Here is a 24,719-nt window from a genome sequence, read left to right as displayed (position 1 = left end):
TCTTGTTTCCTTGATTCCTTTCCGTTAATGCTTGCCGATTGCCGCTGCCAGTAACTGTTCTTGTGTTGCCTGATCACGCATAAATTCGCCGCTGATCCGCCCTTCGTGCATCACTAAAATCCGATCGCTCATGCCCAGTACTTCCGGCATTTCGGACGACACCAAAATAATACTCAGCCCCTCATCTTTGAATTTATTGATCAGCTGATAAATCTCTTTTTTGGCACCGACATCCACGCCGCGCGTCGGTTCGTCCAAAATCAAGACTTTCGGCCGCGTCATCAAACCTTTGGCTATCGCTACTTTTTGCTGGTTTCCGCCGGATAACAGCCCGACTTCCTGCTCCCTGCCCGGCGTTTTGATGTTGAACAGCACGATAAAATCGTCCACCGCCAAACGCTCCGCCCCTTTTTTGACATAGCCGTATTGTGAAAAATACTGAAGTGCGGTCAGCGTCATGTTTTCTTTTACCGACATACCCAAAATCAAGCCGTCGCCTTTACGGTCTTCGGAGATATACACAATCCCGTTGTTCAAGCCGTCCTGTTCATGGCGGTTGTCGATTGTTTTGCCGTCCAACCGCACTTCGCCTGCGGTTTTCGGCAAGGCGCCGTAAATCACTTTCATCAACTCGCTGCGCCCGGCGCCCATCAAGCCCGAAATGCCCAAAATTTCGCCTTCATGCAAGCGGAAACTGACATTATGCACGCCGCTGCCGGAGAGATTGTTCACTTGCAAGCGGGTTTCGCCATAGGCTTTTTCCAAGTGCGGATAACGATCTTCCAGCTTTCGCCCCACCATCATCTCGATTAGCCGATCTTCGTTCAGATCCGCTACCGCACTTTCAGCAATAAACTCTCCGTCACGCAATACCGTCACATCATCGCAAATCTCAAAAATTTCTTTGATTCGGTGAGAAATATACACAATGCCGCGCCCTTCAGCCGTCAATTCGTTAATGATTTTAAACAACGATTCCGTTTCCGTATCAGTCAAGGCATCGGTCGGCTCGTCCATAATGATCACGCGTGATTCAAAGCTGAGCGCTTTGGCGATTTCCACCATTTGCAGCTCGCCGATTGACAATTCGCCCGCGAGCGTGCGGCTGCTGTGTTTGACATTCAGCTTCGCCAGCAGTTTATCCGCCTCCCGATACATTTTTTTCCAGTCGATCCCGCCAAAACGGTTGATAAACTCACGTCCGAGAAAAATATTTTCGGCAATGGTTAAGTTGTCAATCAGGTTTAATTCCTGATGGATAATGCTGATGCCGGCTTCTTGTGAGGCTTTCGGCCCGCTGAAATCGGCGGCTTCGCCCAAATAGTCGATTGCGCCCTTGTCTTTGCTGTAAATGCCGGTCAGCACTTTCATCAAGGTCGATTTGCCGGCGCCGTTCTCGCCCATTAATGCCATCACACGTCCGGCATATACATTTAAACAGGCATTATTCAGCGCCTTTACGCCCGGAAAGGATTTCTCAATGCCCTGTATCCGCAATAAGGTTTCATGTTGCATGGTCATATCCTTAAAACGGGACGCCGGAATAGAGAATGATATTGGCGTAAGGCGTACATTCACCGCTGCGCACAATGCCCTTTGATTGTCGACTCAGATTTTTAAAAGCTTCGTGGCTGACATATTCAATCACGATTTTATTGCCTTGTTGCCGTTCTAACTGTTGTAACTGTTTCAGCAAGGCATAATAGACGCTCACATTTTTTTCTTTGATCTCTTCCGCCAACACCGCACTTTCGACAAACAGTTCCTGCGTTACCGTCTCAACCGTTTGCAAAAAGTGCGGTACACCGGCAGTCAGTGCCAAATCCACACGTTCTATCGTTGTCGGAATCGGCAGCCCGGCATCACACACCGTCACGCTGTCGGTATGCCCTAACGTGGCAATCAGATGCGATAATTGTGCATTCAGCACGCTGTTTTTTTTCATTGGGTATACTCCTGACGTCTCCAAGGCTGTAAAAAAATCCCATCGAAACGTTTCGATAAACAATGGCGATATTCTAGGAAAGAAAAATCAAAATAGATACCGGCTTGATTTCAATTTGTGAGGTGGATCAGGTTTTCTCATTGAACGAAAAAACAACCGCTGATAAATTCTTCGGTTTTGTGCTTATCGGATACCTTTTATAAAGCCTATCTGCTATGTAACCTCTATTTAACCGATTGTGCTAAAAATAACAAAAAGCCGTCCTTGTCTTGGCAATAGAAAATGTGTCCCGAGAGCCTGTTAAGCGACTCAGCCAAACAGGCTTTTTACTCGTCGCCTATCCCACTTGCCGATAGCGCTGCTGCAACCGCACTTTGAGGGCGGGATTAGTACAGTTTGCAATCAAATCCGCAAACTGCTGTCGATCTTCGTCGTTAATTTGTTGATAAACCTGTGAAATCAGGCGATTTTTAACTGTCTTTTCCACAAAAGCACATTCCAGCGCGCACAAGGTTATATCCAATAATTCGGCACGGCAGAATCCAAACGCTTGCGCCGCCAGAAGATACTCTTTGCCGATATCTGTGCCGAACAGCCCGGCATCATCGGTATTAAGGCAAATTCTGACACCGCTGTCATACAATTTGCGCAGCGGGTGATTTTTCAGTGAAGATTGCAATTCCGGCACGAGGATACGATTACTGCTCGGCGAAATTTCCAAAGTAATCTGTTTTTCAATCAATAATTGAATTAAATCGGAATCCTGAATTGAAGCAATACCGTGCCCGATTCTTACCGCACCGCACTTGATCGCGTCATGCACGCTTTGCGGGCCGCAAATTTCACCGGCATGATACGATTTCGGTAACGGAATGTCGTCAACCAATTGATGCAATGCGTTAAAGTCGGAAAATTGTCCGGCTTTTTCATTACCGGCAATATTGAACCCCGTGATCGATTCCCTTGGATTTTTAGCAATAAAATCCGCACTCGCCAACATCTCGGCAAACGGTAAATGGCGCACACCGCAGGCGTGCAAACGGGTTTCAACACCGAATTCAGCCCTAACTTCATCCATTGCCTGTTCAATCGCCTGCATAATTTCTGCATATCGTTCAGGCGACCAAATCCTCTCACCACTTTGTCCGAGTGTAGTACACATATGATAAGCGGAGGTGATCAGCTCGCAATAGATCAAACCCTGCTTGGCGTTGCGCATGAGGTAATCTTTGGTCACCCAATAATAATCTTCCGCATCTCGTACCAATTCGGCAACAGTATCATAAGCGTCGACAAATTCACGGAAATCCGACTCATCATACCGATAGCGCCCGTTCGGAAAATCCTGCGCATCATATTCGCCCTCACGATATAAAAAATCGTCGGCTAACCGCACTTGGTATTTTTGCGCCAATTTTATCGCCAATGAGGGGGCTACCGAGCCTTCGATATGCTCGTGTAAAACAACTTTCGGTAATGTGAGTGCGGTCATGGAAAATCCTCTATCGTTCAAATAAGAAGCGGATTTTAATGCTTACAACCGAAAAAGCAAGCTATCGTTCAGATAATCACGCTTACAACGGACTTTCAATATCCAGCCGTTCGCAGATGGTGTTGACGGAAAGCAATAGATAGGAACGCAGGATTTTTTCATGACGCATGGCTTTGACTTGCAACAACAGCGAATCTTTGTTTTCTTGCGTGCCGTGCAACTCTTTTTCCAGCTTTTGCAGTATGGCTTTGTCCTGCACGGAATGCAGTTGGTTTAAAAACGCCAAGGTGAGCGGCGATGAAAATGCATACTCTTTGCTTTCATTGTTCAACCGCACTTTTAAATCCAGATAATACTCGATATCCTGATATGCCTCGGTCTCAAGCACGCCCAACCCCAACAAGACTTTAAGCCGCACGCTTAAATCCGCCAGCGGGCCGCTGCTGCCGAGCAACGAATCCACCACGGATTTGACCGCAAAGTCCGTTTTGCGGAAAACCCGTTGCATCAGTTGTTCCACGTCATGATCAAAAATATTTACCGCCGCCGTGATCACGCCGCGCAAGGTCGGAATATCATTCAGCTGCTCGTAAACAAACTGCTCTTGAGACGGAGACATAGTGTTGAAATATCAATCCTGTAAGGGTTATAGTTGCTGATAATCGGCGATAATCCGTCGGATAACCTCACGGTCGCCCAGTCCGGTATATTTTTCAATCGCCGCCTGCACACCATTATCTGCAATAAAGGCTTGTAATTCAATAGCCTGAGGATCATTTTCATTCTGATAACGCAATGCCGCCGCCACCGCTTTGCACAATACCAAGTGCGGTAAACCGTATTCAATCGTGCCCAACAGCGGTTTAACCAGACGATCGTTCATGCTGAGTTTGCGTATCGGTTCACGTCCGACGCGATCGACATCGTCCGGCAGGTACGGATTGGCAAAGCGTTTCAGAATTTTTTCGATATAGGCGAAATGTTTCTCCTGCTCAAAACCATAACGTCTGATCAACACCGCTCCGCTTTCCTGCATGACAGACCGCACTTGCTGTTTAATCGCTTCGTCTTCAATGGCTTCGCGCACCAGACGATGACCTTTCAGTTTGCCCAGATACGCCGTCACCGCATGTCCGGTATTCAAAGTGAACAGTTTACGTTCGACAAATGCCATCAGATTATCAGTCAGTTCCATGCCGGCAATTTTGGGAATTTCGCCTTTAAATTGGGTTTGATCGACAATCCATTCACTGAATTCCTCCACCGTCACCAGCAATGGATTGTCGGCATTCGGCGCAACCGGCGGCACAATGCGATCAACGGCGGAGTCGACAAAACCGATATATTGCTCAAGTGCGGTATGGTATTCCGCCGCCAAGTGAGAGCGCACTTTCTCTTTCAGATAAGAAGTGCCGCGCACCATATTTTCACAGGCGATAATATTCAGGTAGTGTTTGTTGCCGGCGGCAAAGCGGGCTTTCAGCGCATCGGCAAGGGTGGCGGAAATAATCTCCAGTACATTCGGGCCGACCGCCGTGGTCACCAAGTCCACCTGATTAAATTTTTCGATAATCCGCTCGCTGTTTTTGGAATTGATGCCGTCGACCGGTGCGACATGTTCAATTTTACTTTCCTGCTCGCTGACGATTTTAACATCATAGCCCTGCTGTTGATTGAGCAGGTCAATCACACTATCGTTCACATCGGCAAAGGTGACATGAATGCCTGAATCGGAAAGCAGTTTCCCGATAAACCCTCTGCCGATATTGCCGGCGCCAAAATGCAATGCTTTCATAAATCTCTCCAAATAGCTGATTAAGCGGGCGGAAATCACGCCCGATAAAGAATGATGATAACGAGAAAAACCGACGGCCTCGCCCCCGTTCCGCCACCGCACTTTGCTTGGATTGCCTCGAATCGCAATCCACTTCGCAAGGCGGTGACGTAACATCACAGTCCGTTATTTCAATAATTTCAATACCTGTTCCACATCGTCGGTGGTTGTCAGTAATTCAATCGACTCTTCGCTGTCCAGTGCGCTGGTAATTGAAGTGACCACGGCAATATGTTCATTGTTTTTCGCCGCAATCCCGATAACCAGTTTGGCAACGCCGTCTTCTTCATCGGTGAACCGAACTCCGTCAGGATATTGACAGAACACAATCCCGGTTTTAATCACTTGATCTTTGGCTTCAATCGTCCCGTGCGGCACGGCAACCCCTTCACCGAGATAAGTAGAAACCAGTTTTTCCCGTTCAAACATGGCAGGAACGTAATCCGGTTTAGCAAAACCCGCTTTCACCAGCTGCTCACCGGCAAAACGGATTGCTTCTTCTTTGGTCGCCGCTTTCAGCCCCAAAAAGATTTGTGCTTTTTCCAGTTTGAACGCCGACGGCTGCTGTTCCGCATCGGTCGCCGCCACTTCAGACTCCTCTTCAGAAGCCCCGACTTTATCCACAATATCACTCACCAGACTGTCATAAAACGGATTATCCAAAAAATTGGTTAACGACAGATGGGTGGCCTCCGGCGCTTGCTGCTTCGCACGTAACGTTAAATCTTTATGCGTGATAACCAAACGTGCATCGGACGGCAAGTCATTAATTGCACAGTTAACCACTCGGATATCCAGCCCGGCGGCCTGTACTTTTTTACGCAGCATACTAGCCCCCATCGCACTGGACCCCATGCCCGCATCACAAGAAACGTAAATAGTTTGCAAGGTGCTGTAATCGCTAGCACTCAATTCGGTTTTCCCGCTTCCCATTTTCATTGCTTTCATTTGTGAGGTGGCATCTTCCAACGAGACACTTTCTTGCTTATCCGTTTTCAACAGAAAAGCGGCAACGGCAAACGAGACGGCACAAGATGCCAAGACGGAAACAATCACGCCGACAAACGCGGGCGGCGGTGTCATCAGCAATACGGCAAAAATCGACCCCGGAGAAGCCGGCGCACGCAAACCGGCATTAAACAACACCAGTGTCAAGACCCCGACCATACCGCCGGCAATCACCGCCAGAATCAAGCGTGGTTTCATCAGGATATACGGGAAATAAATTTCATGGATACCGCCGAAAAAATGGATAATCGCCGCACCGCCGGCAGTTTGTTTGGCGCTGCCGCGACCAAAGAACATATAAGCCAGCAATACGCCAAGCCCCGGGCCCGGATTCGCTTCGATCAGGAAGAAAATCGATTGCCCGAATTCAGTCGATTGCTGCACGCCCAACGGCGTAAAGATGCCGTGGTTAATCGCATTGTTCAGGAACAGGATTTTAGCCGGTTCGACAAAAATCGAGGTCAACGGCAGTAAGCCGGCATTCACCAGCACATCTACGCCGGCGGCTAACGTAACGGAAAGGGCTTTCACGGCAGGGCCGATTAAAATCAAGGCCAGCAAGGCGCACAACATACCGATAATCCCGGCTGAGAAATTGTTGACCAACATTTCAAAACCGCTCTTGATCTTGCCGTCTACCCATTTATCAAACTTTTTGATCGCATAACCGCCCAACGGCCCGGCAATCATCGCACCAAGGAACATTGGAATATCGGAGCCGACAATCACCCCCATCGTGGTAATCGCGCCGACTACCGCACCACGCTCGCCGCCGACCAATTTACCGCCGGTATAACCGATCAGCAACGGCAGCAAATAGGTAATCATCGGGCCGACCAACGCCCCCAGTGTTTCATTCGGAATCCAGCCGGTCGGAATGAAAAGTGCGGTAATAAAACCCCACGCAATGAATGCGCCGATATTCGGCATCACCATGTTCGATAGAAAACGCCCAAAATTTTGGACTTTTACTTTTACAGAAGCAGATAACATTTTTCACCTCAGTGTCGTTGTCAAAATCACGATTGTAAAACCACGTTTTACGTAACTGAAAAAGTATCATGCTTATAAATTAATCTGAAATTTTATTCATATAATTTGTGATTAATATCACATTAAATTTTTAAGTTCCGATTTTTAAAATGTGACAAATATCGCACTTTTTATCTCAATAAATAAAAACAGTGATTCGGATCACATTTTTAAATTTCATTTTCATAAAAAAGTACTGCTTGCAGGAACAGTACTTTTTATCACGGAAATTAAGCGACAAGCTTAATTAAAACAGTCATTCAGTCTCTCTTATATCTACAGCCGACTAAATAAAGATACGCATCATCAGCATCGCAAGGTAAGCATTGACAATACAGATGCCGAATAAAACCAAATAGTGTTTACCCGGAACCCCTAACACGCCCAGAATTCGCCCCATATACTGTACGGTCGAACCGACCAGCGCCATACCCGGCAATAAAACGGCAATATCCGCCGCATTCAGTACGCCTTCCTGCACTAGCGCCACCAGTACTCCGGCGGCGCCTCCCCAGCTCAAAAATGCCGCCATCAATACTGCAATTGATTCCCCGGGAAGCGCTAACGGCAACATAATAAACCCTAAATAGTCGCCGATAAGTTTCAATAAACCGGAGGCATTCAACATATAAATAATCACGAAAGCCATCAATACATTGGGAATCGTACTGGTCACGGCGATATTCCAGCCTTTTCTCGCACCGTCAATAAAAATATCGGTAATCAACTTGCTTTGACTGCTTGTCCGGCTCATAGCGACTCCTCATCGTCTTTCACGAATTTTTTTACATAAAGACGCATTAAATTCGCGCCGAAAATCTTAAACACAAAAATAATACCCAGACACATAGCGATGGAAACCGGTGCGACCTGTCCTGCTTTGTCCTGTATCAGCAAAACCGGGGCAAAAGACGCTAAAAAATTGGTCAATAAGGCACCGGCACTAAACTGAAATGCGGCAAAAATCAGCAATTCTTTGTGCGTGATCGCACCTTCCTCACGTAAAAATTTTGTAGTTGAACTGCCGGCATCGGTACTCTGTGTACTGGCAATCAAAGAGATGGAACAGTTACCGGGGATTCCCATGATCGGTTTCAAAATCGGATTCAGCCACTTCGAGGCGGCCGACAATGCGCCGTAATGTTCAAAAACCGCAACAAATCCCAAAGCCAGCATCACACTGGGAACCAATGTCACCGCAAATAAAAATCCGCCTTTGGCACTCGTTCCGCCGCTGGTTTTCAGCCATTCCGGAAACTGACCGGTCAACTTGCTGAAATCAAAAATTCCGCCCATGACATCTTTGGCAAAACCGCCGAAAAAAATCACCGCTAAAATTAATGAAATCGTACCGACAATTAATTTTTTCAAGCTATTCTCAACCATACCGCCTCCTATAAAATAGAATATCAAAAATCACTCTAATCATATTCAATTATCAAGACAAGAAGCTTGTTCCATTTTTGCTAGCTGCCTCAATCTTTATTTTTAAGACTAAAATCCCATATAAAAATTCACACAAGAGAAAATGAAAATTTTTTGAAAAAACAATTAATTAATAAAAAAAATCACCACAAAAATACAACAAAAAGAAAACATCCTATTTACAATAAAGAAGGGAAGTTAATTTTAAAATAAAAAATTAATTGTATTTTGATATATATCAAACCGTATAAATACAACTTATGAAACATTGTCTTTATATTTGTTTAGCTACGTTAATATTAAACGGGAATAGGTATGTTGATAAAAAAGAAAGGATTTATCGGCGGAATCATATTGATTGCCGTCGGTGCGATCGGATTTTGGCTGACACAAACGGTTTTTCACAAAACCAGTTCCACCGAATTCTGCATCAGTTGCCACTCCATGACCACCGCCAAAGAGGAGTGGGAAGGCAGCGTGCATTTTGCCAATAAACTCGGGATTCGGGCGGAATGTTCGGATTGCCACCTTCCGCCGGAAAACTGGCATTACATCAAAGCTAAATTTATCGCCCTCAAGGATGTCTGGGGAGAATTAACCGGAAAAATTCCTGATGCGGAAGCATTCGAGCAACACCGTTTACAAATGGCTCAAACGGTTTGGGAGCAGATGAAAGCGCTGGATTCTTCCTCATGCCGAACCTGCCATAAAACCGATGCTTGGATTTTAAGCGAGCAGTCCGAACAAGCGCAAACCATGCATAAACTGGCGATAGAGACCAATCAAACCTGTATCGATTGCCACAAAGGCATTGTACATTTTATGCCGGACGTTGCGACGGATTCGAGTGCCGCAAGCGGAGAATTAAGCAAACACGCCGGACAATTTGCAAACGATGACAAAACGCTGTACCTGATGGGAATGTCGTCCGCCACCGCCGGAAACGGACAAGTGCGTCTAATGCCGTTTGCCCGACTGGTTGACTGGCAAGCGGATAACAATGATATCAAGGGTACGGTAAACGGCTGGCAGCAAGCCGGGGCGGAAAGCCTGATTTATCAACAAATGGGCAAACGGATTATCGTTGCTGTTGTCGATGACGATGCAAAATCACAAATAACGGTGTTAAAAACCGTACACGACGACATAACCGATTCTGATTGGCATGAAGTCAATATCGCACTCAGTGTCGACAAGGCGGCGTTAACATCGGATATCAACGCGCTGAACCAATACGGAAAAAGTCTGGATCAAACTCATTGCAGCACCTGCCATGCACCTATTGCCGCCGATCACTATACGGCCAATCAATGGGTCGGTGTGATTAATTCGATGAAAGACCGCACTTCAATGAATGATGAGGAAGTCAGAACAATTACCCTTTATTTACAACATTTTGCCAAAGACATGGGAAGTTCCCATTAATCCTTTTGGGATAAATTTTATAATCAACGAGGAGATCAGATCATATGCAAAACATGAAAAAAACGAATCGAAGCCGCAGGCAATTCCTAAAAAATACCTCACTGGGCACTGTCGGTCTCGCAACCGCCGGCGGCATGACTAGCGGGATCCTGATGCCGACAAAAGCTATGGCGGCTGAATCCTCTACGGTGGTTTCTGCCGCCCATTGGGGGCCGTTGGGCATCATTGTGGAAGACGGCAAAATCGTCAAATCAGGACCGGCCATCGAACCTGCTGTCGCCAATGAACTGCAACATGTTGTTGCGGAACAGGTTCATAGCAATGCCCGTATAAAATACCCGATGGTGCGTAAAAGCTATCTGGAAAATCCCGGCAAAAGCGATACCGGCTTGAGAGGGCGCGACGAATGGGTGCAAGTCTCTTGGGATAAGGCGCTTGAGCTGGTAGACGGCGAATTGAAACGTGTACGTGAAACTTATGGCGTAACCGGCGTCTTCGCCGGTTCATACGGCTGGAAAAGTTCCGGCGTATTGCACAGTTGCAGAACACTCTTACACCGTTACATGAACCTGACCGGCGGGTTTGTCGGCACAAAAGGCGACTACTCCACCGGCGCGGCGCAAGTCATTATGCCGCATGTGTTGGGCACGATCGAGGTCTACGAACAACAAACCAGCTGGGAAGTCGTTTTAGAAAACAGCGATATTATTGTGTTATGGTCGGCAAACCCGATGACCACCCTCAGAATTGCTTGGACCTCGACCGATCAACAAGGGGTTGACTATTTCAAAAAACTGAAAGAGAGCGGTAAGCGTATTCTCTGTATTGATCCGGTCAAAAGCGAAAGCTGTGAATATTTAGGCGCAGAATGGATTCCGATTAACACCGCAACCGACGTTCCGCTGATGCTGGGTATTGCACATACCTTGATCAGCGAAGGCAAACACGATACCGAATTTCTGAAAAAATATACCATCGGCTATGATAAATTCGAACCTTACGTATTAGGGCAAGCCGAAGACGGAATCGTAAAAAATGCGGAATGGGCAAGCCAAATCTGCGGTATTCCGGCAGATGTCATCAAAAAATTGGCGCTCGATTTTGCAGCCAACCGCACTATGCTGATGGCCGGCTGGGGCATGCAACGTCAACGACACGGCGAACAAACCCACTGGATGCTGGTCACTCTGGCGGCAATGCTGGGGCAAATCGGGTTGCCGGGCGGCGGATTCGGCTTGAGCTACCACTACTCTAACGGCGGCGCCCCGACAACAACCGGCGGCAGCTTAAGTTCAATATCTGCAACGGTCGGCAATAACAGTGACAACACAGGAATGTCTTGGCTGACCAAAACGTCGGAATACAGTTTCCCACTGGCACGGATTTCCGATGCGCTACTGAATCCGGGTAAAAAAATTCAATACAACGGGACTGAAATCACCTATCCCGACATCAAGTTCATTTACTGGACCGGCGGCAACCCTTTCACCCACCACCAAGATACCAATACCTTGGTTAAAGCCTGGCAAAGGCCCGAAACCATCGTCGTCAATGAAATTTACTGGACCCCGACGGCACGTATGGCGGATATCGTACTTCCGGTAACCACCTCTTACGAACGCAACGACCTCACCATGAGCGGCGATTACTCCATGATGCATGTCTATCCGATGAAAAAAGCCGTTGAACCGCAATTCGAGGCAAAAAGCGACTATGACGTTTTTGCCGCACTAGCCAAACTGGCGGGTGTCGAAGAAAAATTCACCGAAGGAAAATCGGAGATGGACTGGTTAAAAGCGTTCTACCAAACCGCCTACGATAGTGCACGCAAAAACCGAGTTATCATGCCGCGCTTTGAACAGTTTTGGCAAGAAAACAAACCCGTCACTTTTAAAGCCGCCGAAAAAGCCAAAAAATGGGTTCGTTATGAGGAGTTCCGCAATGATCCGCTGCTTAATCCGCTAGGAACGCCGTCCGGTAAAATCGAGATCTATTCGGATACCGTTGCCAAAATGGGCTATGATGACTGTAAAGGACATCCGACTTGGTTCGTCCCGGAAGAATATGCCGGCAACGTTACCACAGAAGCACCGCTCGCACTGGTGACGCCGCATCCGTACTATCGCCTGCACAGCCAGCTCTGTTTCTCTGCCGAATTGCGGAATTACTACACCGTCAACGGGCGCGAACCGGTCTTGATCCACAGCGACGATGCCAAAGCGCGCGGCATTGCCAACGGCGATATCGTCCGCCTGTTCAATCAGCGAGGACAGGTCTTGGCCGGCGCAGTCGTGACTGACGGCATCATCAAAGGAACCGTCGCACTGCACGAAGGTGCTTGGTACGATCCGCAAGGATTGGGCAGCGATGAAAAACCGTTGTGTAAATTCGGCAATCCGAACGTACTGACTATGGATATCGGCACCTCAAAACTGGCACAAGGGAACTCGCCGAACACGGCGATTTTACAAGTGGAAAAATACACCGGAGAAGCACCGACCGTTACGGTTTTTGACGAACCGAAATACCGCACGTTATAAAATTCAAAACCATCGATAAAAATCCCAAGTGCCCCGCTGTACTTGGGATTTTTTTACTTGTTTTAGATCAAATAACCCTTAAATCGTCAACCGGCAAATACATCATTAAAAATCAAATAGTTACATTTCAAAATAAATAATAAAATACACAAAAATAGGTAGTTTTTTATCGAATTGATTGTTATCACTAATCAATCAGTTATGTTAAAATTTGCGCTCTGTTTTTATTGATGTCGAGTAACTCTGATGTTTGCACCAAACCGATTAGAACTGCATAATTTGGCCTGTCAGCGTGGCGAACAGCTGCTGTTCGAGCGTTTGTCGGCAAATTTCGAAAGCGGTCAGTTAATCCAACTGGAAGGGCATAACGGAATCGGCAAAACCAGCCTGCTGCGCATTCTGACGACTCTGTCTCGCCCTGCCGACGGTTGCGTGCGGTGGAATCAAACCGATATTTTTAAAAATCGGGACGCTTATCTTTCCGATCTGTTGTATCTGGGGCATTACAGCGGTGTAAAAAGCGAGCTGACACCTTATGACAATCTGTGTTTTTACCGGCAGATCAGCAACCGCGTGCAAGACAATGACATGATTTGGCAGGCGTTATACCACGTCGGTTTGGGCGGTTATGAAGAAAGTGCGGTTTACCAGCTCTCGGCAGGGCAACAAAAACGGGTTGCATTGGCACGTTTATGGTTGAGCAATGCTGTGCTATGGATTTTAGACGAACCTTTTACCGCTATCGATAAACAAGGGCGCGCCGAGCTGACCGCACTTTTCGAGCAGCACTGCCGACAAGGGGGCATTGTGATACTTACCAGCCACCAAACCGTGAACAGCGATTTATTACACCTATTCCCGATGCAGCCTTTTAAAGCGGCTGCATCCGCATAAGGAATCATTGGAGATGATTTTTGCCAGCATTATCAAACGGGAACTGAAAATCGCCCGACAAAAAAAAGCCGAACTGCTCAACCCGCTTTGGTTTTTTCTGCTGGTCATCACCCTTTTCCCGCTGGTGATCGGGCCCGAACCGACATTACTGGCGCGGATCGGCCCCGGCGTGGTTTGGGTTGCCGCATTGCTGTCGGCATTATTGGCGTTTGAACGCTTATTTGCCGATGATTTTCGTGACGGTTCACTGGAACAGCTTATGCTGCTGTCCTATCCGTTACCCTTGGTAATGCTTGCCAAAGTGGCGGCGCACTGGTTATTGACCGCACTTCCGTTATTGTTGCTTTCGCCGATTGCCGCACTGCTGTTATCAATGGAACCCGCCGTATGGCAAGCGCTGGTTTTCACGCTACTGTTGGGAACACCGACCTTAAGCGCCATCGGTGCAATCGGTGTGGCACTGACGGTAGCACTGCGTAAAGGCGGTGTATTACTGAGTTTACTGGTTGTACCGTTAATTATTCCGGTACTGATTTTTTCAGCCGCGGTGCTTGATGCCGCCTCGTTGAATTTAAATTATCACGGCCAATTGGCGATTCTGGGGGCAATTATGGCACTGACCGTCTCGCTTGCCCCCTTTGCCATCGCTGCCGCACTTCGCATCAGCTTGGATTGATACGTTTACCGTGATTTGTTGATTTATTTGAAAAATAAAATGGAGTGAAATGACCTATGTGGAAATGGTTACACCCTTATGCCAAAGCAGAAACCCAATATCATCTGCTCGGTAAATTGCAGCCTTATATCGGCATTTTCGCCCTGTTGCTGCTCGCTGTCGGCTGGGTGTGGGGATTGGTATTCGCCCCCGCCGATTACCAACAGGGCAACGGCTTTCGCATGATCTATCCGCATGTTCCGGCAGCAATTTGGTCAATGGGCATTTATGGGTCAATGGCTATCGCAGCCGTGATCGGGCTGGTCTGGCAGATTCGCCATGCCTACCTCGCCATGATCGCCATGGCGCCTGTCGGCGCCACGCTCACCTTTTTGGCGTTGCTGACCGGTGCCGTTTGGGGCAAACCGATGTGGGGCACTTGGTGGGTTTGGGACGCCCGTTTAACCGCAGAATTGATTTTACTGTTCCTCTATCTGGGTATTCTGGCGCTCTACTCCGCCTTTCCGGATCGTCGCAGCGGCGCCAAAGCGGCAGCCGTCCTCGCCGTAGTCGGGGTGATTAACCTGCCGATTATTCATTTTTCGGTAGAATGGTGGAATACCCTGCACCAAGGCGCTACGATTACCAAATTTGAAAAACCGTCAATGGCAACCTCCATGTTAATTCCGCTGATTCTATCCATTTTCGGCTTTCTGTTTTTATCTGTGTGGCTGACACTGATACGCTATCGCAATGCCTTACTGCAAGAAGAACAAAAGCGCCCTTGGGTGCAGGCATTGGCTGAAAAATACCTTACAGGAGTGAAAAAATGACCCCGTTTTTCCAAACTTGGCACGACTTTTTTAATATGGGCGGCTACGGATTTTACGTTTGGCTGTGTTATGCCGTGACCATCGTAGCGCTGCTGATACTGATTATCGCCAGCATCGGCGAAAAAAAACAGATTTTGAAATGGGTCGCCAAAGAACGGCAGCGCCAGCAACGGCTGGGGCAGCGCCAAACCTCACCGACAACAGGAGGCCGTAATGAATCCTAGACGCAAATCCCGCCTCAGTTTACTGCTGTTGGTTCTGCTCGGTATTTCCGTTGCCGTCGGCTTAATGCTGTATGCGCTGCGACAAAATATTGATTTATTTTATACGCCGACCGAAATTATTTACGGAAAAGAAAACCAACCTGATACCAAACCGCAAGTCGGCCAACGGCTGCGAATCGGCGGCATGGTGGTGGAAGGAACGGTGGTTCGCGATCCGAACAGCCTCAAAGTGCGGTTTGACCTCAACGATATCGGCCCTTCCGTCACGGTAGAATACGAAGGAATCCTGCCGGATCTGTTCCGTGAAGGGCAAGGCATTGTAGCGCAAGGCGTACTGGTTGATGAAAAAACATTAAAAGCCCACGAAGTGTTGGCGAAACATGATGAAAATTATGTCCCGCCGGAATTAGAAAGCCAAATGCAAAAAGTCCATCAGCCGATGGGCGTATCGGACAACGATTTAAAAGGTGTGTCCGAGCGTGATCAACAAAATCTGGAAAAATTCCAACACAATCTGCAACAAACGATTGAGGCAAACAAATGATTGCGGAACTCGGAAATTACGCTCTTGCCCTTGCTTTGGCCGTTGCGGTTTTATTAACGCTGCTGCCGGCTTACGGCTGTTTGAAAAATAATGCCGTGCTGATGTCATTGGCTAAACCGATGACATTCAGCCTGTTTTTCTGCCTGACCTTTTCCTTTGTTGCGCTATCTTATCTTTTTGCCATCAATGATTTCAGCGTGCAGTACATTGTCAATAATTCCAATACCAACCTGCCGCTGCATTACCGCCTCTCGGCAGTGTGGGGATCGCACGAAGGCTCATTACTGCTATGGATCTGGCTGCTTTCTCTCTGGGGTGCTGCGGTTGCCGTTTTTAGTAAAAGCCTGCCGCAAGAAGCCATTGCGCGCGTATTGGCGGTAATGGGGTTAATCAGTATCGGCTTTTTAGTCTTTATTATTTTTACCTCCAATCCGTTCGACCGCACTTTTCCCGATTTTCCGGTCGACGGCCGTGAACTGAATCCGTTATTGCAAGATGTCGGCTTGATCTTCCATCCGCCATTACTGTATATGGGCTATGTCGGTTTTTCCGTTGCTTTCGCCTTTGCGATTGCAGCGTTATTAGGCGGCAATCTCGATACCGCTTGGGCACGTTGGTCTCGCCCGTGGACACTTGCCGCCTGGCTGTTTTTAACATTAGGCATCGTACTCGGATCATGGTGGGCTTATTATGAACTGGGCTGGGGCGGTTGGTGGTTCTGGGATCCGGTTGAAAATGCCTCGCTCATGCCGTGGATTGCCGGTACGGCATTGGTTCACTCGTTAGCGGTCACCGAAAAAAGGGGTAGCTTCAAAGCATGGACGGTATTACTGGCAATTTTGGCGTTTTCGCTCTGCCTGCTCGGTACGTTTTTAGTGCGTTCCGGGATTCTGGTCTCGGTACACGCCTTTGCCTCGGATCCGACCCGCGGCTTGTATATTTTGGCTTATCTGGTGATTGTCATCGGCGGTTCTCTGGCACTTTATGCGGTTAAAGGCAATCAAATCCGCTCAACCGTCAATTACCAACGCTATTCACGTGAGAATTTATTGCTGTTGAATAATGTCCTGCTGATGACCGCACTTTCAATTGTATTAATCGGTACGCTGCTACCGCTGGTACACAAACAATTAGGTCTAGGCTCAATTTCGGTCGGCGCACCGTTTTTCGATCAAATGTTCTTGATTTTAATGGTGCCGTTTGCATTTATTTTGGGTATCGGTCCACTGGTCAAATGGCGGCGCGATCAGTTCAGCGCCATTCGCACACCGGTGATTATCAGCCTGATATTGATGGTTATCGCCGGTGTTGCCTTACCGCACTTGCTGTTTGAGCAAATCACGGTGACGGCTGTTTTAGGTACAATGATGAGCGTGCTGATTGTGCTCCTGAGCCTGTATGAAATGCAGCAACGGGCAAGCCACCGCCATTCGTTTTTTAAAGGCATCACTAAACTGTCACGCTCACATTGGGGCATGATTGCCGCCCATCTCGGCGTGGCCATGACGGTATTCGGTATCGCTTTCAGCCAAAATTACAGTGTCGAGCGCGATGTGCGCATGAACCGCGGCGACAGCGCACAAATTGCCGATTACCGCTTTGTTTTTCAAGGCGTAACGCCGGATAACGGCCCAAACTATGAAGGCGTTAAAGCGGTTGTCGAAGTTTACCGCAAAGATAAACTGGAAACCGTTCTGCACGCCGAAAAACGCTTTTACACCGTTAGCCGCATGAGTATGACCGAAGCGGCGATCGACTGGGGCTTTAAGCGGGATATTTACGTTGCCCTCGGTGAACGCTTGGAAGATAATTCGTGGGCCGTGCGCCTGTATTACAAGCCGTTTATCCGCTGGATTTGGATCGGAGGGCTGTTTATGGCGCTCGGCGGATTACTGTCGATGTTCGATCGTCGTTATCGTTTGAATCGCATCACCCAAGACGCTCGTCAACAGGAGACCGTATAAATGAAGAATAAAAAACTGTTTCTGCCGCTATTGGCTTTTTTGGCGCTGGTTGTCGTTTTCGCTTGGCAATTGGCAAGAAACTCCGCCGGAGACGATCCGAAAGCATTGGAGTCGGCGTTAGTCGGCAAAGCGGTACCGCACTTTGACTTGCCCGCTTTGCACCCGAATGAACCGGCTTTCGGCAACGAGTTGTTTCAACAAGGGAAACCGCTGTTACTGAATGTGTGGGCAACCTGGTGTCCGACCTGTTATGCCGAACATCAATACCTGAATCAACTCGCCAAACGGGGCATTACCATCATCGGCATCAACTATAAAGATGATCAAAATAAAGCGGTGCAGTGGCTGAAAAATCTGGGTAATCCTTACCAATACAATATTCTGGATACAAAAGGTATGCTCGGACTGGATTTAGGCGTATACGGTGCGCCGGAAACCTTTTTAATCGATTGCAACGGCGTTATCCGCTATCGCTATGCCGGCGATATGAACGAATCGGTATGGCAAGTGCGGTTTAAGCCGTTATTTGATAAAATTATTGCAGAGGATGCCACATGCAAAGCCTAAAAATAGTCTGTCTGTTATTCTTCAGCCTATCCGCCTTTGCGGCAATTGAAACCTATGAGTTCTCTTCCATACAGCAAGAGCAAACTTATCAGCAACTGACCCAGCAATTGCGCTGCCCGCAATGTCAGAATAACAATATTGCCGATTCCAACGCTACCATTTCCAACGATATGCGCGCCAAAGTGTACCAATTGCTGCAAGAGGGTAAACATAAACAGGAAATCGTGGATTATATGGTGCAGCGTTACGGCAATTTCGTCACCTATGATCCGCCGCTGACCCTGTCCACGATACTGTTATGGTTGATTCCGGCGATCTTGCTGCTGTTGGGTGTTGTTATCCTGTTTCGCCGCAAACCGCAAGCAAGCACACTACCGCATAACACCGCTGAGACGGAAATCGATCAGCAACGCTTACAGGCTATTTTGCACACCGACCACAAGGAGAAAAAATAATGCTGTGGCTTAGTTTTTTGCTGCTGACGTTCATCGCGGCAGCCGTGGCATTTTTTCCGTTATTGCTCAACCGTCAACATAATCAAAGTGCGGTTCAGCAACAGGATCTGAATAAGGCGTTCTATTATGATCGGCTGCAAGAGCTGCAAAAAGACAACGAACAGGGACTACTGGACGATCCGCAACAAAGTGAAAACGAATTACAACAGCGCCTGCTGAACGATATTCCTCAACAACAAAGTGCGGTTAGCGACCATGCGCTAAAAAACGGTAAAATCTGGTTTGCCTCAGCGGCACTGGCGCTTGCGTCCATCGCCCTCTTGGCGTATTTTGCCGTTGGTTCATGGCACTCCGAAAACATGCTGGCACAGGCACACAGCGAACTACCGCACTTACAACAGCGTCTGGCAGAAGAAAAAGAGCAGCCGCTCACTACCGACGAACTGCAACGATTTATTATTGCATTACGCACTGATCTGCAAAAAAATCCGCAACGTGATGATAACTGGTGGTTGTTAGGGCAAATCGCCATGGCCGCCGGCAACGGGCAGCTTGCACTGGACAGCTATAAACGAGCCGCCGCACTTCAGCCGGACAATAACGAATACAAACTAAGCCATGCGCGCGTATTAATGTTCTCACAAGATGAAAACGATAAATTACGCGGTGAACTGTTATTACGCGACGTAATCAAACAGGATCATAACAATGTCCACGCATTGAGCCTGCTGGCGTTCAGCGCCTTTGAAAAAGAAGACTACAAAATGGCGTTAATGTCATGGGAAATGATGCTGCGCCAGCTTGCACCTGATGACGAACGAATCCCTCTCATTGAACGCAGCATGGCGCATGCGATTGAAGAATTAAAGCAACAGCAAGAATCCTCAACCGAAAAAGAATAGAGAACGCTATGGAAAAACAGTTAAAAATCGGTCTGGTATCCGTGTCCGACCGTGCTTCACAAGGCATTTATCAGGATCTGGGGATACCGGAATTACTCGCTTGGCTCGAAGCCGCCTTAAGTGACCCCTTTTTGAGTGAAACTCGTCTCATTGCCGATGAACAATCCGTTATTGAGCAAACATTAATCGAGTTGATTGATCAACACCACTGCCATTTGGTACTGACAACAGGGGGAACCGGCCCGGCAAAACGCGATGTTACCCCGGATGCGACCTTAGCGATCGCCGATCGGGAAATGCCGGGTTTTGGTGAACAAATGCGACAAATCAGCCTGAATTTTGTTCCCACCGCGATCTTATCGCGTCAAATCGGCGCGATTCGCAAACAATCCCTGATTTTAAATCTGCCCGGCCAGCCTAAAGCCATCAAAGAAACATTGGAAGGCGTAAAAGATCAGAACGGCAACGTATTAGTCAACGGTATTTTCAGTGCCGTTCCTTATTGCTTACAGTTGATCGATGGCATTTATATTGATACAGTGCCTGAAGTGATTAAAAGTTTTCGCCCCAAATCAGCACGCCAAGAAAAATAAGGATGCCTTATGAAAAAAATAGAAGCTATTATCAAACCGTTTAAACTCGATGATGTGCGAGAAGCGTTATCGGATGTCGGCATCACCGGTATGACCGTGTCCGAAGTCAAAGGCTTTGGTCGCCAAAAAGGACACACCGAGATTTATCGCGGTGCCGAGTATATGGTTGATTTTCTTCCTAAAGTTAAGCTAGAAATTGTGATTGCCGATGAACAAGTCGATATCTGTATCAATACCATTATCGAAACAGCACAAACCGGCAAAATCGGCGACGGAAAGATCTTTGTCTACGATGTTGAACGAGTGATCCGTATCCGCACAGCAGAAGAAAACGAAGAAGCCATTTAATGCTGTTCTATCTGATTGCCTTTGCGGCCGGAATTGCTCTTGCCAGTCAAGCCGCTATCAATAGCCAACTCAGTAAAGCGGTCGGCGATCAGCCTGTCGCCGCTGCCCTGATCTCTTTTTTTACCGGCACGTTAGTTTTACTGGCAATTACGCTCGCAAAAGCCAATATCAGTGAAATTTGGCTAAATCTGCCGCAACAACAATGGTGGAAATGGACGGGCGGCACATTAGGCGCACTGGTTGTTTTTACCACCATCATGCTTGCTCCCAAAGTCGGGGTCAGCAATATGCTGTTCTTTATCATTGTCGGACAGCTGATTATGGCAATGCTAATCGATCACTACGGTTTAATTTATATGCCGATCCGCCCGGCCACTATCTGGAAATTTGTCGGATTACTCATTGTATTTTTCGGAATGTTACTGTTTTTCTACGGCGATAAGTGGTTTAACAAATAGACTGCCCCTTTATTATTAATCCTCAGGTTTTACATAAGCTTCGTCATCTATACGAACAATACCAAAATACCCCATAATTTATCGAATGATATTAGAAAGTTATCCTGAATTTCGGTATTTCCCTAAATGTTTCTGACGCCCTATTGAATCAATCCGGCGCAAGTGGCGTCTTTACCGATTTTCCAGATTTAGCCATAAAATTTCTCAATAAAGATAAACCGTAAGCCTGATTCTATCTCCCCCAAGTGCGGTCTGCCCCCGACCGCACTTGGTTATTCTTCTATATGTAGTGGTAGACTAATTCCAGAGTCCTCAATAGGTGGCAAAATAACGCCACTAACGAGGGAAAATAATGAAACGAGTGTATCCAACCATTTAACATGAGAAAAAAGAAAACTAGGGAATTGGTTGAAATAAGCGGGAATAAATTGGTAATGGAGTGGCGTAAAATGGGGCTTTAAGCGAATCAAGCCCTTTTTTGTGCCATTAAAAAATGAAAATTGAAAGTGAGAAAAATTTTAGCCGAAAGTATGGGCTATTTTGTGAATTATGATGATGCTGCCATGGGAACCTTTTTGGCCAAAAAAAGTGTTGGCGACAAAGAGGTCGTTATTTCCGGGGCTTATAAAAATTCAGATGTCACAGAGTATAAACGCAACCCTTATGATTATGAGGTCGTGTTTAAACTGCCAAACGGCGGATTTGTTCAGCCCAAGAAAACCAACTCGCTTGATGAAGCGCTGGCATGGGGCAATGAATGGCTGGACGAGCAATCAGAATCAAGTGAGGCGCCTGCTGATCAGAAATGCCGTCTGAAGCCGTGGCAGCAGGCAATGACGGTCAAACAGCAACCATTGAGCCCGTTGTAGTAACCGGCAAAGAGCTTGGCGATTTTGATACTGATACCGAAGAGGGGAAAAAGGCGCTTCGTCAGGCCGTCAAGGCACATTTGGAATCAATGCGCGGCAGAACAGTATTTTGTCAAGCGTTAAATGCAGATGTAGAAATCCGTAAGCGCGGAGTGAAGAAGGTAATGGCGTTTTCTGCTGATGCTAATAAGCTGAAAGCGCTGGCTCAAATCGAGGAAATTATAAAAAATGCAGCCAAAACGGGCACAACTGACAATCATAAAGTAGATAAGAAGCCCCGCGTCTCTGCGTATCACTATTTGGAAAAAGGGGTTGAGATTGGCGGAAATAAGTTCAAAGCTCGATTAACTATAGAAGAAGATTCGAACGGCAACCTGTTCTACGATATGTACATTAAAGATGAAGGGGGGGTTATGGATAGTGTAATGCGGCTGATACCTGAACATGAGAGTAACACCGAAAACAAATCCGGGGGTCAACATTCAGATAGCAACCGTATTGAGGCTAATAATACCTCTGAATCTGATGTTACGCAAGAGGGTATTATGGACGGTGCAATAGAAATGCGCGATTACGAGGGCTTGCCGGTTCACAAATCCGGGGCGTTCGATAATCGCGCACTTCAAGCGGATAAACCGCTTAAGGAGAATATTACACTTGATTCCGTTAGTGCGCAAGACGATTTTGCAGAAGACGGCGAAGCATTAGATAAACTTAATGCTGAAAATGATGTTGTTCTTGATTCGGCTTATAGTGGCAAATGGGTGTTGAATCTATTCTTATTCGATAAAGACGGCAACGAAATCAAGGATGAAGATTCGTACGATGAAGAGGAAGAAAAGCCGGTCTATACCACCATCAATGGGAATAACGTCCATATTGATAATGCAAACAAAGTTATCAGCGCTATTGATGGTGACCGTGTCTTTGACTATTTTAGTTTTGAGTGGAAAAGCACAAAAATAAATGGTGAAGAAGTACGGGTGATTGCGTTCTTGTTGAAAATTGAAGGTGAAAAAAACAAATGGATGGCGCTGGACGTGCAGTCTTCAGAACGTTTTTATAACATGATTAATGCTGAAAAAGAACGAGAAAAAAGGCTTGAACAGGAAAAAAGAGATATGAACGTTCCCGGCATTGAGGAGCTAAGAGAGGCTTATTTGCAAAATGAGATTGCGTATGAAAATCGCAGAAGTTCGATAGAGCAAGGAACAGGCGTTATTCTTGGCGATGAAGAGAATACACGACTTAAAGTTCAGGAGCTTGAAGAAAAATATCCAAGAGCGGCCTTGTGGCATAAAGCGAATGGCTACACCAACTCTTCAAATATAGACAAATATTCTGCCGGTGCAAAGGCACGTGATTTGTTAGAAAACGGTGGAGATATGAAAGAAGCTGAACATATTTTGGATAACTGGCTTAAAAAGGTGTGGGACAATGAAACCGATGATAAAGCACAAGAGAATGAAGTTCAGACAGAGCAACCGGCTGTAACCGAACCGCAAGTCGAAGACGACCGCGCATTCTTGCAAGATGTAATCGACGGCAAGATTGATGTATTGGCCGATGACTTCTACGCCAAGATGGAAGAAATCGCAACGCGTGTGTATGAATACGATCAAGATTTGGTCGCAAAAGCTGTTGAAGCTTACACACTGAAAACCGATGAATATGCACAGCAAGAGGATGAATAATAATGAATGCATTAGAAAAGATGAAGCTGGTTAATCAATTAAAATCTGCTGTTGATGCACGTAACATCGAGAAAAATCCACTTAAAAAATTACCATTAATCAAGGCGGTGCAGGATTTGCGCCGCCAATTAGGGCTGTTTGAGGGGGCGGCAAAAGCGGACAAGCGCCCTCAATTAACAAATGAAATATTGCCTGAGAACGTTGATACGGATTTAAATAAGTATCAACAAAATGATGATGAGAATTTATCGGTTACAGTTGAACGGTATATTAAGCAAAATCTACAAGGAAGGTATATCAAAACGGTTATCGGGAATGTGTTGTTTAATGCTGTTTCCAAAGGTGAATTATTGCTTGGAACTGCGAAAAATAGACAGCGCGCGGCATTAGTCCCTCATGTTCCCAATACATTAAAAAATGGAGAATATTTAGGTAGAGAAAGCAACAACAAAAACAAAGAGTCAACGAAAAAGTTTGTTGCATTCCATTATTTCAAAGGCGTTGCTGTATTTGATAATAGAAAAGTTGAACATACAGTTTCAGTAGCCGAAAGAGAGAATGGAGAGTTTATTTTTGTTGCGTATCATAGCAAAGGGAATGAACTTGTTCTCGATTCTGTCTCTAGCGACAAGGCTAGTCGGTCACGAACAAATCACATTCCCTATGATGATAAAATAGCCATTTTTGACGATGCCGTCAATGATGATGATTGGAATATTGAAATTATTTCTATTGTAGATTTGGATGGAAATCCGACTGAACTTGAAGATCTCGAAGAAAGTCGCGGCGTTGAAAGCAGACCACAAGTCACTGATACTAATTTATTTAATTACAATGAAAATGGTATTGGCGCTAAAACGCGTCAAAAACGGAATAATCAAGCCATTGATCTGGCCAAAAAGATGATTAATGGTGAAATGAGCATTGATGATATTACAGCTGAACAAAAGATATTGCTATCACAGTACAGCGGCTCAGGTGGTGGTTTAACACCATTTTTAGCAAAAACAACCCGTTT

25 protein-coding genes and 1 pseudogene are annotated in these 24,719 nt (G+C 46.7%); 18 read left to right on the top strand and 8 right to left on the bottom strand.

Features of this window, described 5'->3' with window-relative positions; all coding sequences use genetic code 11:
- Positions 1-24: 24 nt before the first annotated feature.
- The 8 genes from rbsA to OA57_RS11470 form a co-directional block, all read right to left on the bottom strand.
- Positions 25-1,515: a ribose ABC transporter ATP-binding protein RbsA gene (gene rbsA / locus OA57_RS11505; protein ID WP_034618017.1), complete on the bottom strand. Its 1,491-nt coding sequence runs from the start codon at positions 1,513-1,515 to the stop codon at positions 25-27.
- A 10-nt stretch (positions 1,516-1,525) separates the two neighbouring features.
- Complete coding sequence (gene rbsD, locus OA57_RS11500) at positions 1,526-1,945, bottom strand: D-ribose pyranase (RefSeq protein ID WP_034618015.1); 420 nt, start codon at positions 1,943-1,945, stop codon at positions 1,526-1,528.
- Between the two features lie 337 nt (positions 1,946-2,282).
- Positions 2,283-3,437 (bottom strand): adenosine deaminase, encoded by a 1,155-nt coding sequence (gene add / locus OA57_RS11495; RefSeq protein WP_034618014.1) that lies wholly within the window; start codon positions 3,435-3,437, stop codon positions 2,283-2,285.
- An 82-nt stretch (positions 3,438-3,519) separates the two neighbouring features.
- Positions 3,520-4,056, bottom strand: a complete 537-nt coding sequence (locus OA57_RS11490; protein WP_034618013.1) for an MltR family transcriptional regulator — start codon at positions 4,054-4,056, stop codon at positions 3,520-3,522.
- Between the two features lie 27 nt (positions 4,057-4,083).
- Positions 4,084-5,232, bottom strand: a complete 1,149-nt coding sequence (locus OA57_RS11485) for a mannitol-1-phosphate 5-dehydrogenase (protein WP_034618061.1) — start codon at positions 5,230-5,232, stop codon at positions 4,084-4,086.
- A 165-nt stretch (positions 5,233-5,397) separates the two neighbouring features.
- Complete coding sequence (locus tag OA57_RS11480; RefSeq protein WP_034618012.1) at positions 5,398-7,272, bottom strand: PTS mannitol transporter subunit IICBA; 1,875 nt, start codon at positions 7,270-7,272, stop codon at positions 5,398-5,400.
- A 325-nt stretch (positions 7,273-7,597) separates the two neighbouring features.
- Positions 7,598-8,065 carry a YjiG family protein gene (locus tag OA57_RS11475; protein ID WP_034618010.1) on the bottom strand — a complete coding sequence of 156 codons (468 nt, stop codon included), beginning with the start codon at positions 8,063-8,065 and terminating at the stop codon, positions 7,598-7,600.
- Positions 8,062-8,697: a nucleoside recognition domain-containing protein gene (locus OA57_RS11470; RefSeq protein WP_034618008.1), complete on the bottom strand. Its 636-nt coding sequence runs from the start codon at positions 8,695-8,697 to the stop codon at positions 8,062-8,064. The genes OA57_RS11475 and OA57_RS11470 overlap by 4 nt, the downstream gene beginning before the upstream one ends.
- A 354-nt stretch (positions 8,698-9,051) precedes the next feature.
- Here OA57_RS11470 and OA57_RS11465 point away from each other — a divergent pair, with 354 nt between their 5' ends.
- From OA57_RS11465 to OA57_RS11385, 18 genes and pseudogenes are all read left to right on the top strand, one after another.
- Entirely contained in the window at positions 9,052-10,161 is a 1,110-nt protein-coding gene (locus OA57_RS11465; RefSeq protein ID WP_034618006.1) for a NapC/NirT family cytochrome c, read from the top strand.
- A gap of 44 nt (positions 10,162-10,205) precedes the next feature.
- Entirely contained in the window at positions 10,206-12,701 is a 2,496-nt protein-coding gene (gene torA / locus OA57_RS11460; RefSeq protein WP_200883629.1) for a trimethylamine-N-oxide reductase TorA, read from the top strand.
- A 246-nt stretch (positions 12,702-12,947) separates the two neighbouring features.
- Entirely contained in the window at positions 12,948-13,595 is a 648-nt protein-coding gene (ccmA, locus tag OA57_RS11455) for a cytochrome c biogenesis heme-transporting ATPase CcmA (protein ID WP_034618004.1), read from the top strand.
- A gap of 13 nt (positions 13,596-13,608) precedes the next feature.
- Positions 13,609-14,271, top strand: a complete 663-nt coding sequence (ccmB, locus tag OA57_RS11450; protein ID WP_034618002.1) for a heme exporter protein CcmB — start codon at positions 13,609-13,611, stop codon at positions 14,269-14,271.
- A gap of 56 nt (positions 14,272-14,327) precedes the next feature.
- The gene (locus tag OA57_RS11445; RefSeq protein ID WP_034618000.1) at positions 14,328-15,083 is read left to right on the top strand and encodes a heme ABC transporter permease; all 756 of its coding nucleotides are present in this window, start codon (positions 14,328-14,330) and stop codon (positions 15,081-15,083) included.
- Positions 15,080-15,307, top strand: coding sequence for a heme exporter protein CcmD (ccmD, locus tag OA57_RS11440; protein ID WP_034617998.1), 228 nt, complete (start codon positions 15,080-15,082; stop codon positions 15,305-15,307). Before OA57_RS11445 ends, ccmD begins: the two co-directional genes overlap by 4 nt.
- A complete protein-coding gene (gene ccmE, locus OA57_RS11435) occupies positions 15,297-15,851 on the top strand; it encodes a cytochrome c maturation protein CcmE (RefSeq protein ID WP_034617997.1) in 555 nt (184 codons plus the stop codon). The genes ccmD and ccmE overlap by 11 nt, the downstream gene beginning before the upstream one ends.
- On the top strand, positions 15,848-17,815 hold the full coding sequence (locus tag OA57_RS11430; RefSeq protein WP_034617996.1) for a heme lyase CcmF/NrfE family subunit: 1,968 nt from the start codon (positions 15,848-15,850) through the stop codon (positions 17,813-17,815). Before ccmE ends, OA57_RS11430 begins: the two co-directional genes overlap by 4 nt.
- Entirely contained in the window at positions 17,816-18,382 is a 567-nt protein-coding gene (locus tag OA57_RS11425; protein ID WP_034617994.1) for a DsbE family thiol:disulfide interchange protein, read from the top strand.
- Positions 18,370-18,837 (top strand): cytochrome c-type biogenesis protein, encoded by a 468-nt coding sequence (locus OA57_RS11420; protein WP_034617992.1) that lies wholly within the window; start codon positions 18,370-18,372, stop codon positions 18,835-18,837. Before OA57_RS11425 ends, OA57_RS11420 begins: the two co-directional genes overlap by 13 nt.
- Positions 18,834-19,739 (top strand): c-type cytochrome biogenesis protein CcmI, encoded by a 906-nt coding sequence (gene ccmI, locus OA57_RS11415; RefSeq protein WP_052122486.1) that lies wholly within the window; start codon positions 18,834-18,836, stop codon positions 19,737-19,739. Before OA57_RS11420 ends, ccmI begins: the two co-directional genes overlap by 4 nt.
- An 8-nt stretch (positions 19,740-19,747) precedes the next feature.
- Positions 19,748-20,332, top strand: coding sequence for a molybdopterin adenylyltransferase (gene mog, locus OA57_RS11410; protein WP_034617988.1), 585 nt, complete (start codon positions 19,748-19,750; stop codon positions 20,330-20,332).
- Between the two features lie 9 nt (positions 20,333-20,341).
- Positions 20,342-20,680 carry a nitrogen regulatory protein P-II gene (glnB, locus tag OA57_RS11405; protein WP_034617986.1) on the top strand — a complete coding sequence of 113 codons (339 nt, stop codon included), beginning with the start codon at positions 20,342-20,344 and terminating at the stop codon, positions 20,678-20,680.
- On the top strand, positions 20,680-21,138 hold the full coding sequence (locus OA57_RS11400; RefSeq protein ID WP_034617984.1) for a DMT family transporter: 459 nt from the start codon (positions 20,680-20,682) through the stop codon (positions 21,136-21,138). The genes glnB and OA57_RS11400 overlap by 1 nt, the downstream gene beginning before the upstream one ends.
- Before the next feature lie 134 nt (positions 21,139-21,272).
- Positions 21,273-21,362 (top strand): annotated as a pseudogene (locus tag OA57_RS12985) (phosphodiesterase); the annotation flags it as partial.
- Positions 21,363-21,644: 282 nt separating this feature from the next.
- Complete coding sequence (locus tag OA57_RS11395; RefSeq protein ID WP_034617983.1) at positions 21,645-22,007, top strand: hypothetical protein; 363 nt, start codon at positions 21,645-21,647, stop codon at positions 22,005-22,007.
- Positions 21,944-23,701 carry an LPD3 domain-containing protein gene (locus OA57_RS12740; RefSeq protein ID WP_161788353.1) on the top strand — a complete coding sequence of 586 codons (1,758 nt, stop codon included), beginning with the start codon at positions 21,944-21,946 and terminating at the stop codon, positions 23,699-23,701. The genes OA57_RS11395 and OA57_RS12740 overlap by 64 nt, the downstream gene beginning before the upstream one ends.
- A 2-nt stretch (positions 23,702-23,703) precedes the next feature.
- A partial coding sequence (locus OA57_RS11385; protein ID WP_034617982.1) for an LPD3 domain-containing protein occupies positions 23,704-24,719 on the top strand: 1,016 nt, incomplete at its 3' end.

Origin of the sequence: Chelonobacter oris, from assembly GCF_000772535.1 — a bacterium.
Classification (GTDB): domain Bacteria; phylum Pseudomonadota; class Gammaproteobacteria; order Enterobacterales; family Pasteurellaceae; genus Chelonobacter; species Chelonobacter oris.
The sequence above is the reverse complement of the archived record's forward strand: the minus strand, read 5'-3'. Positions and strand labels throughout refer to the sequence as shown.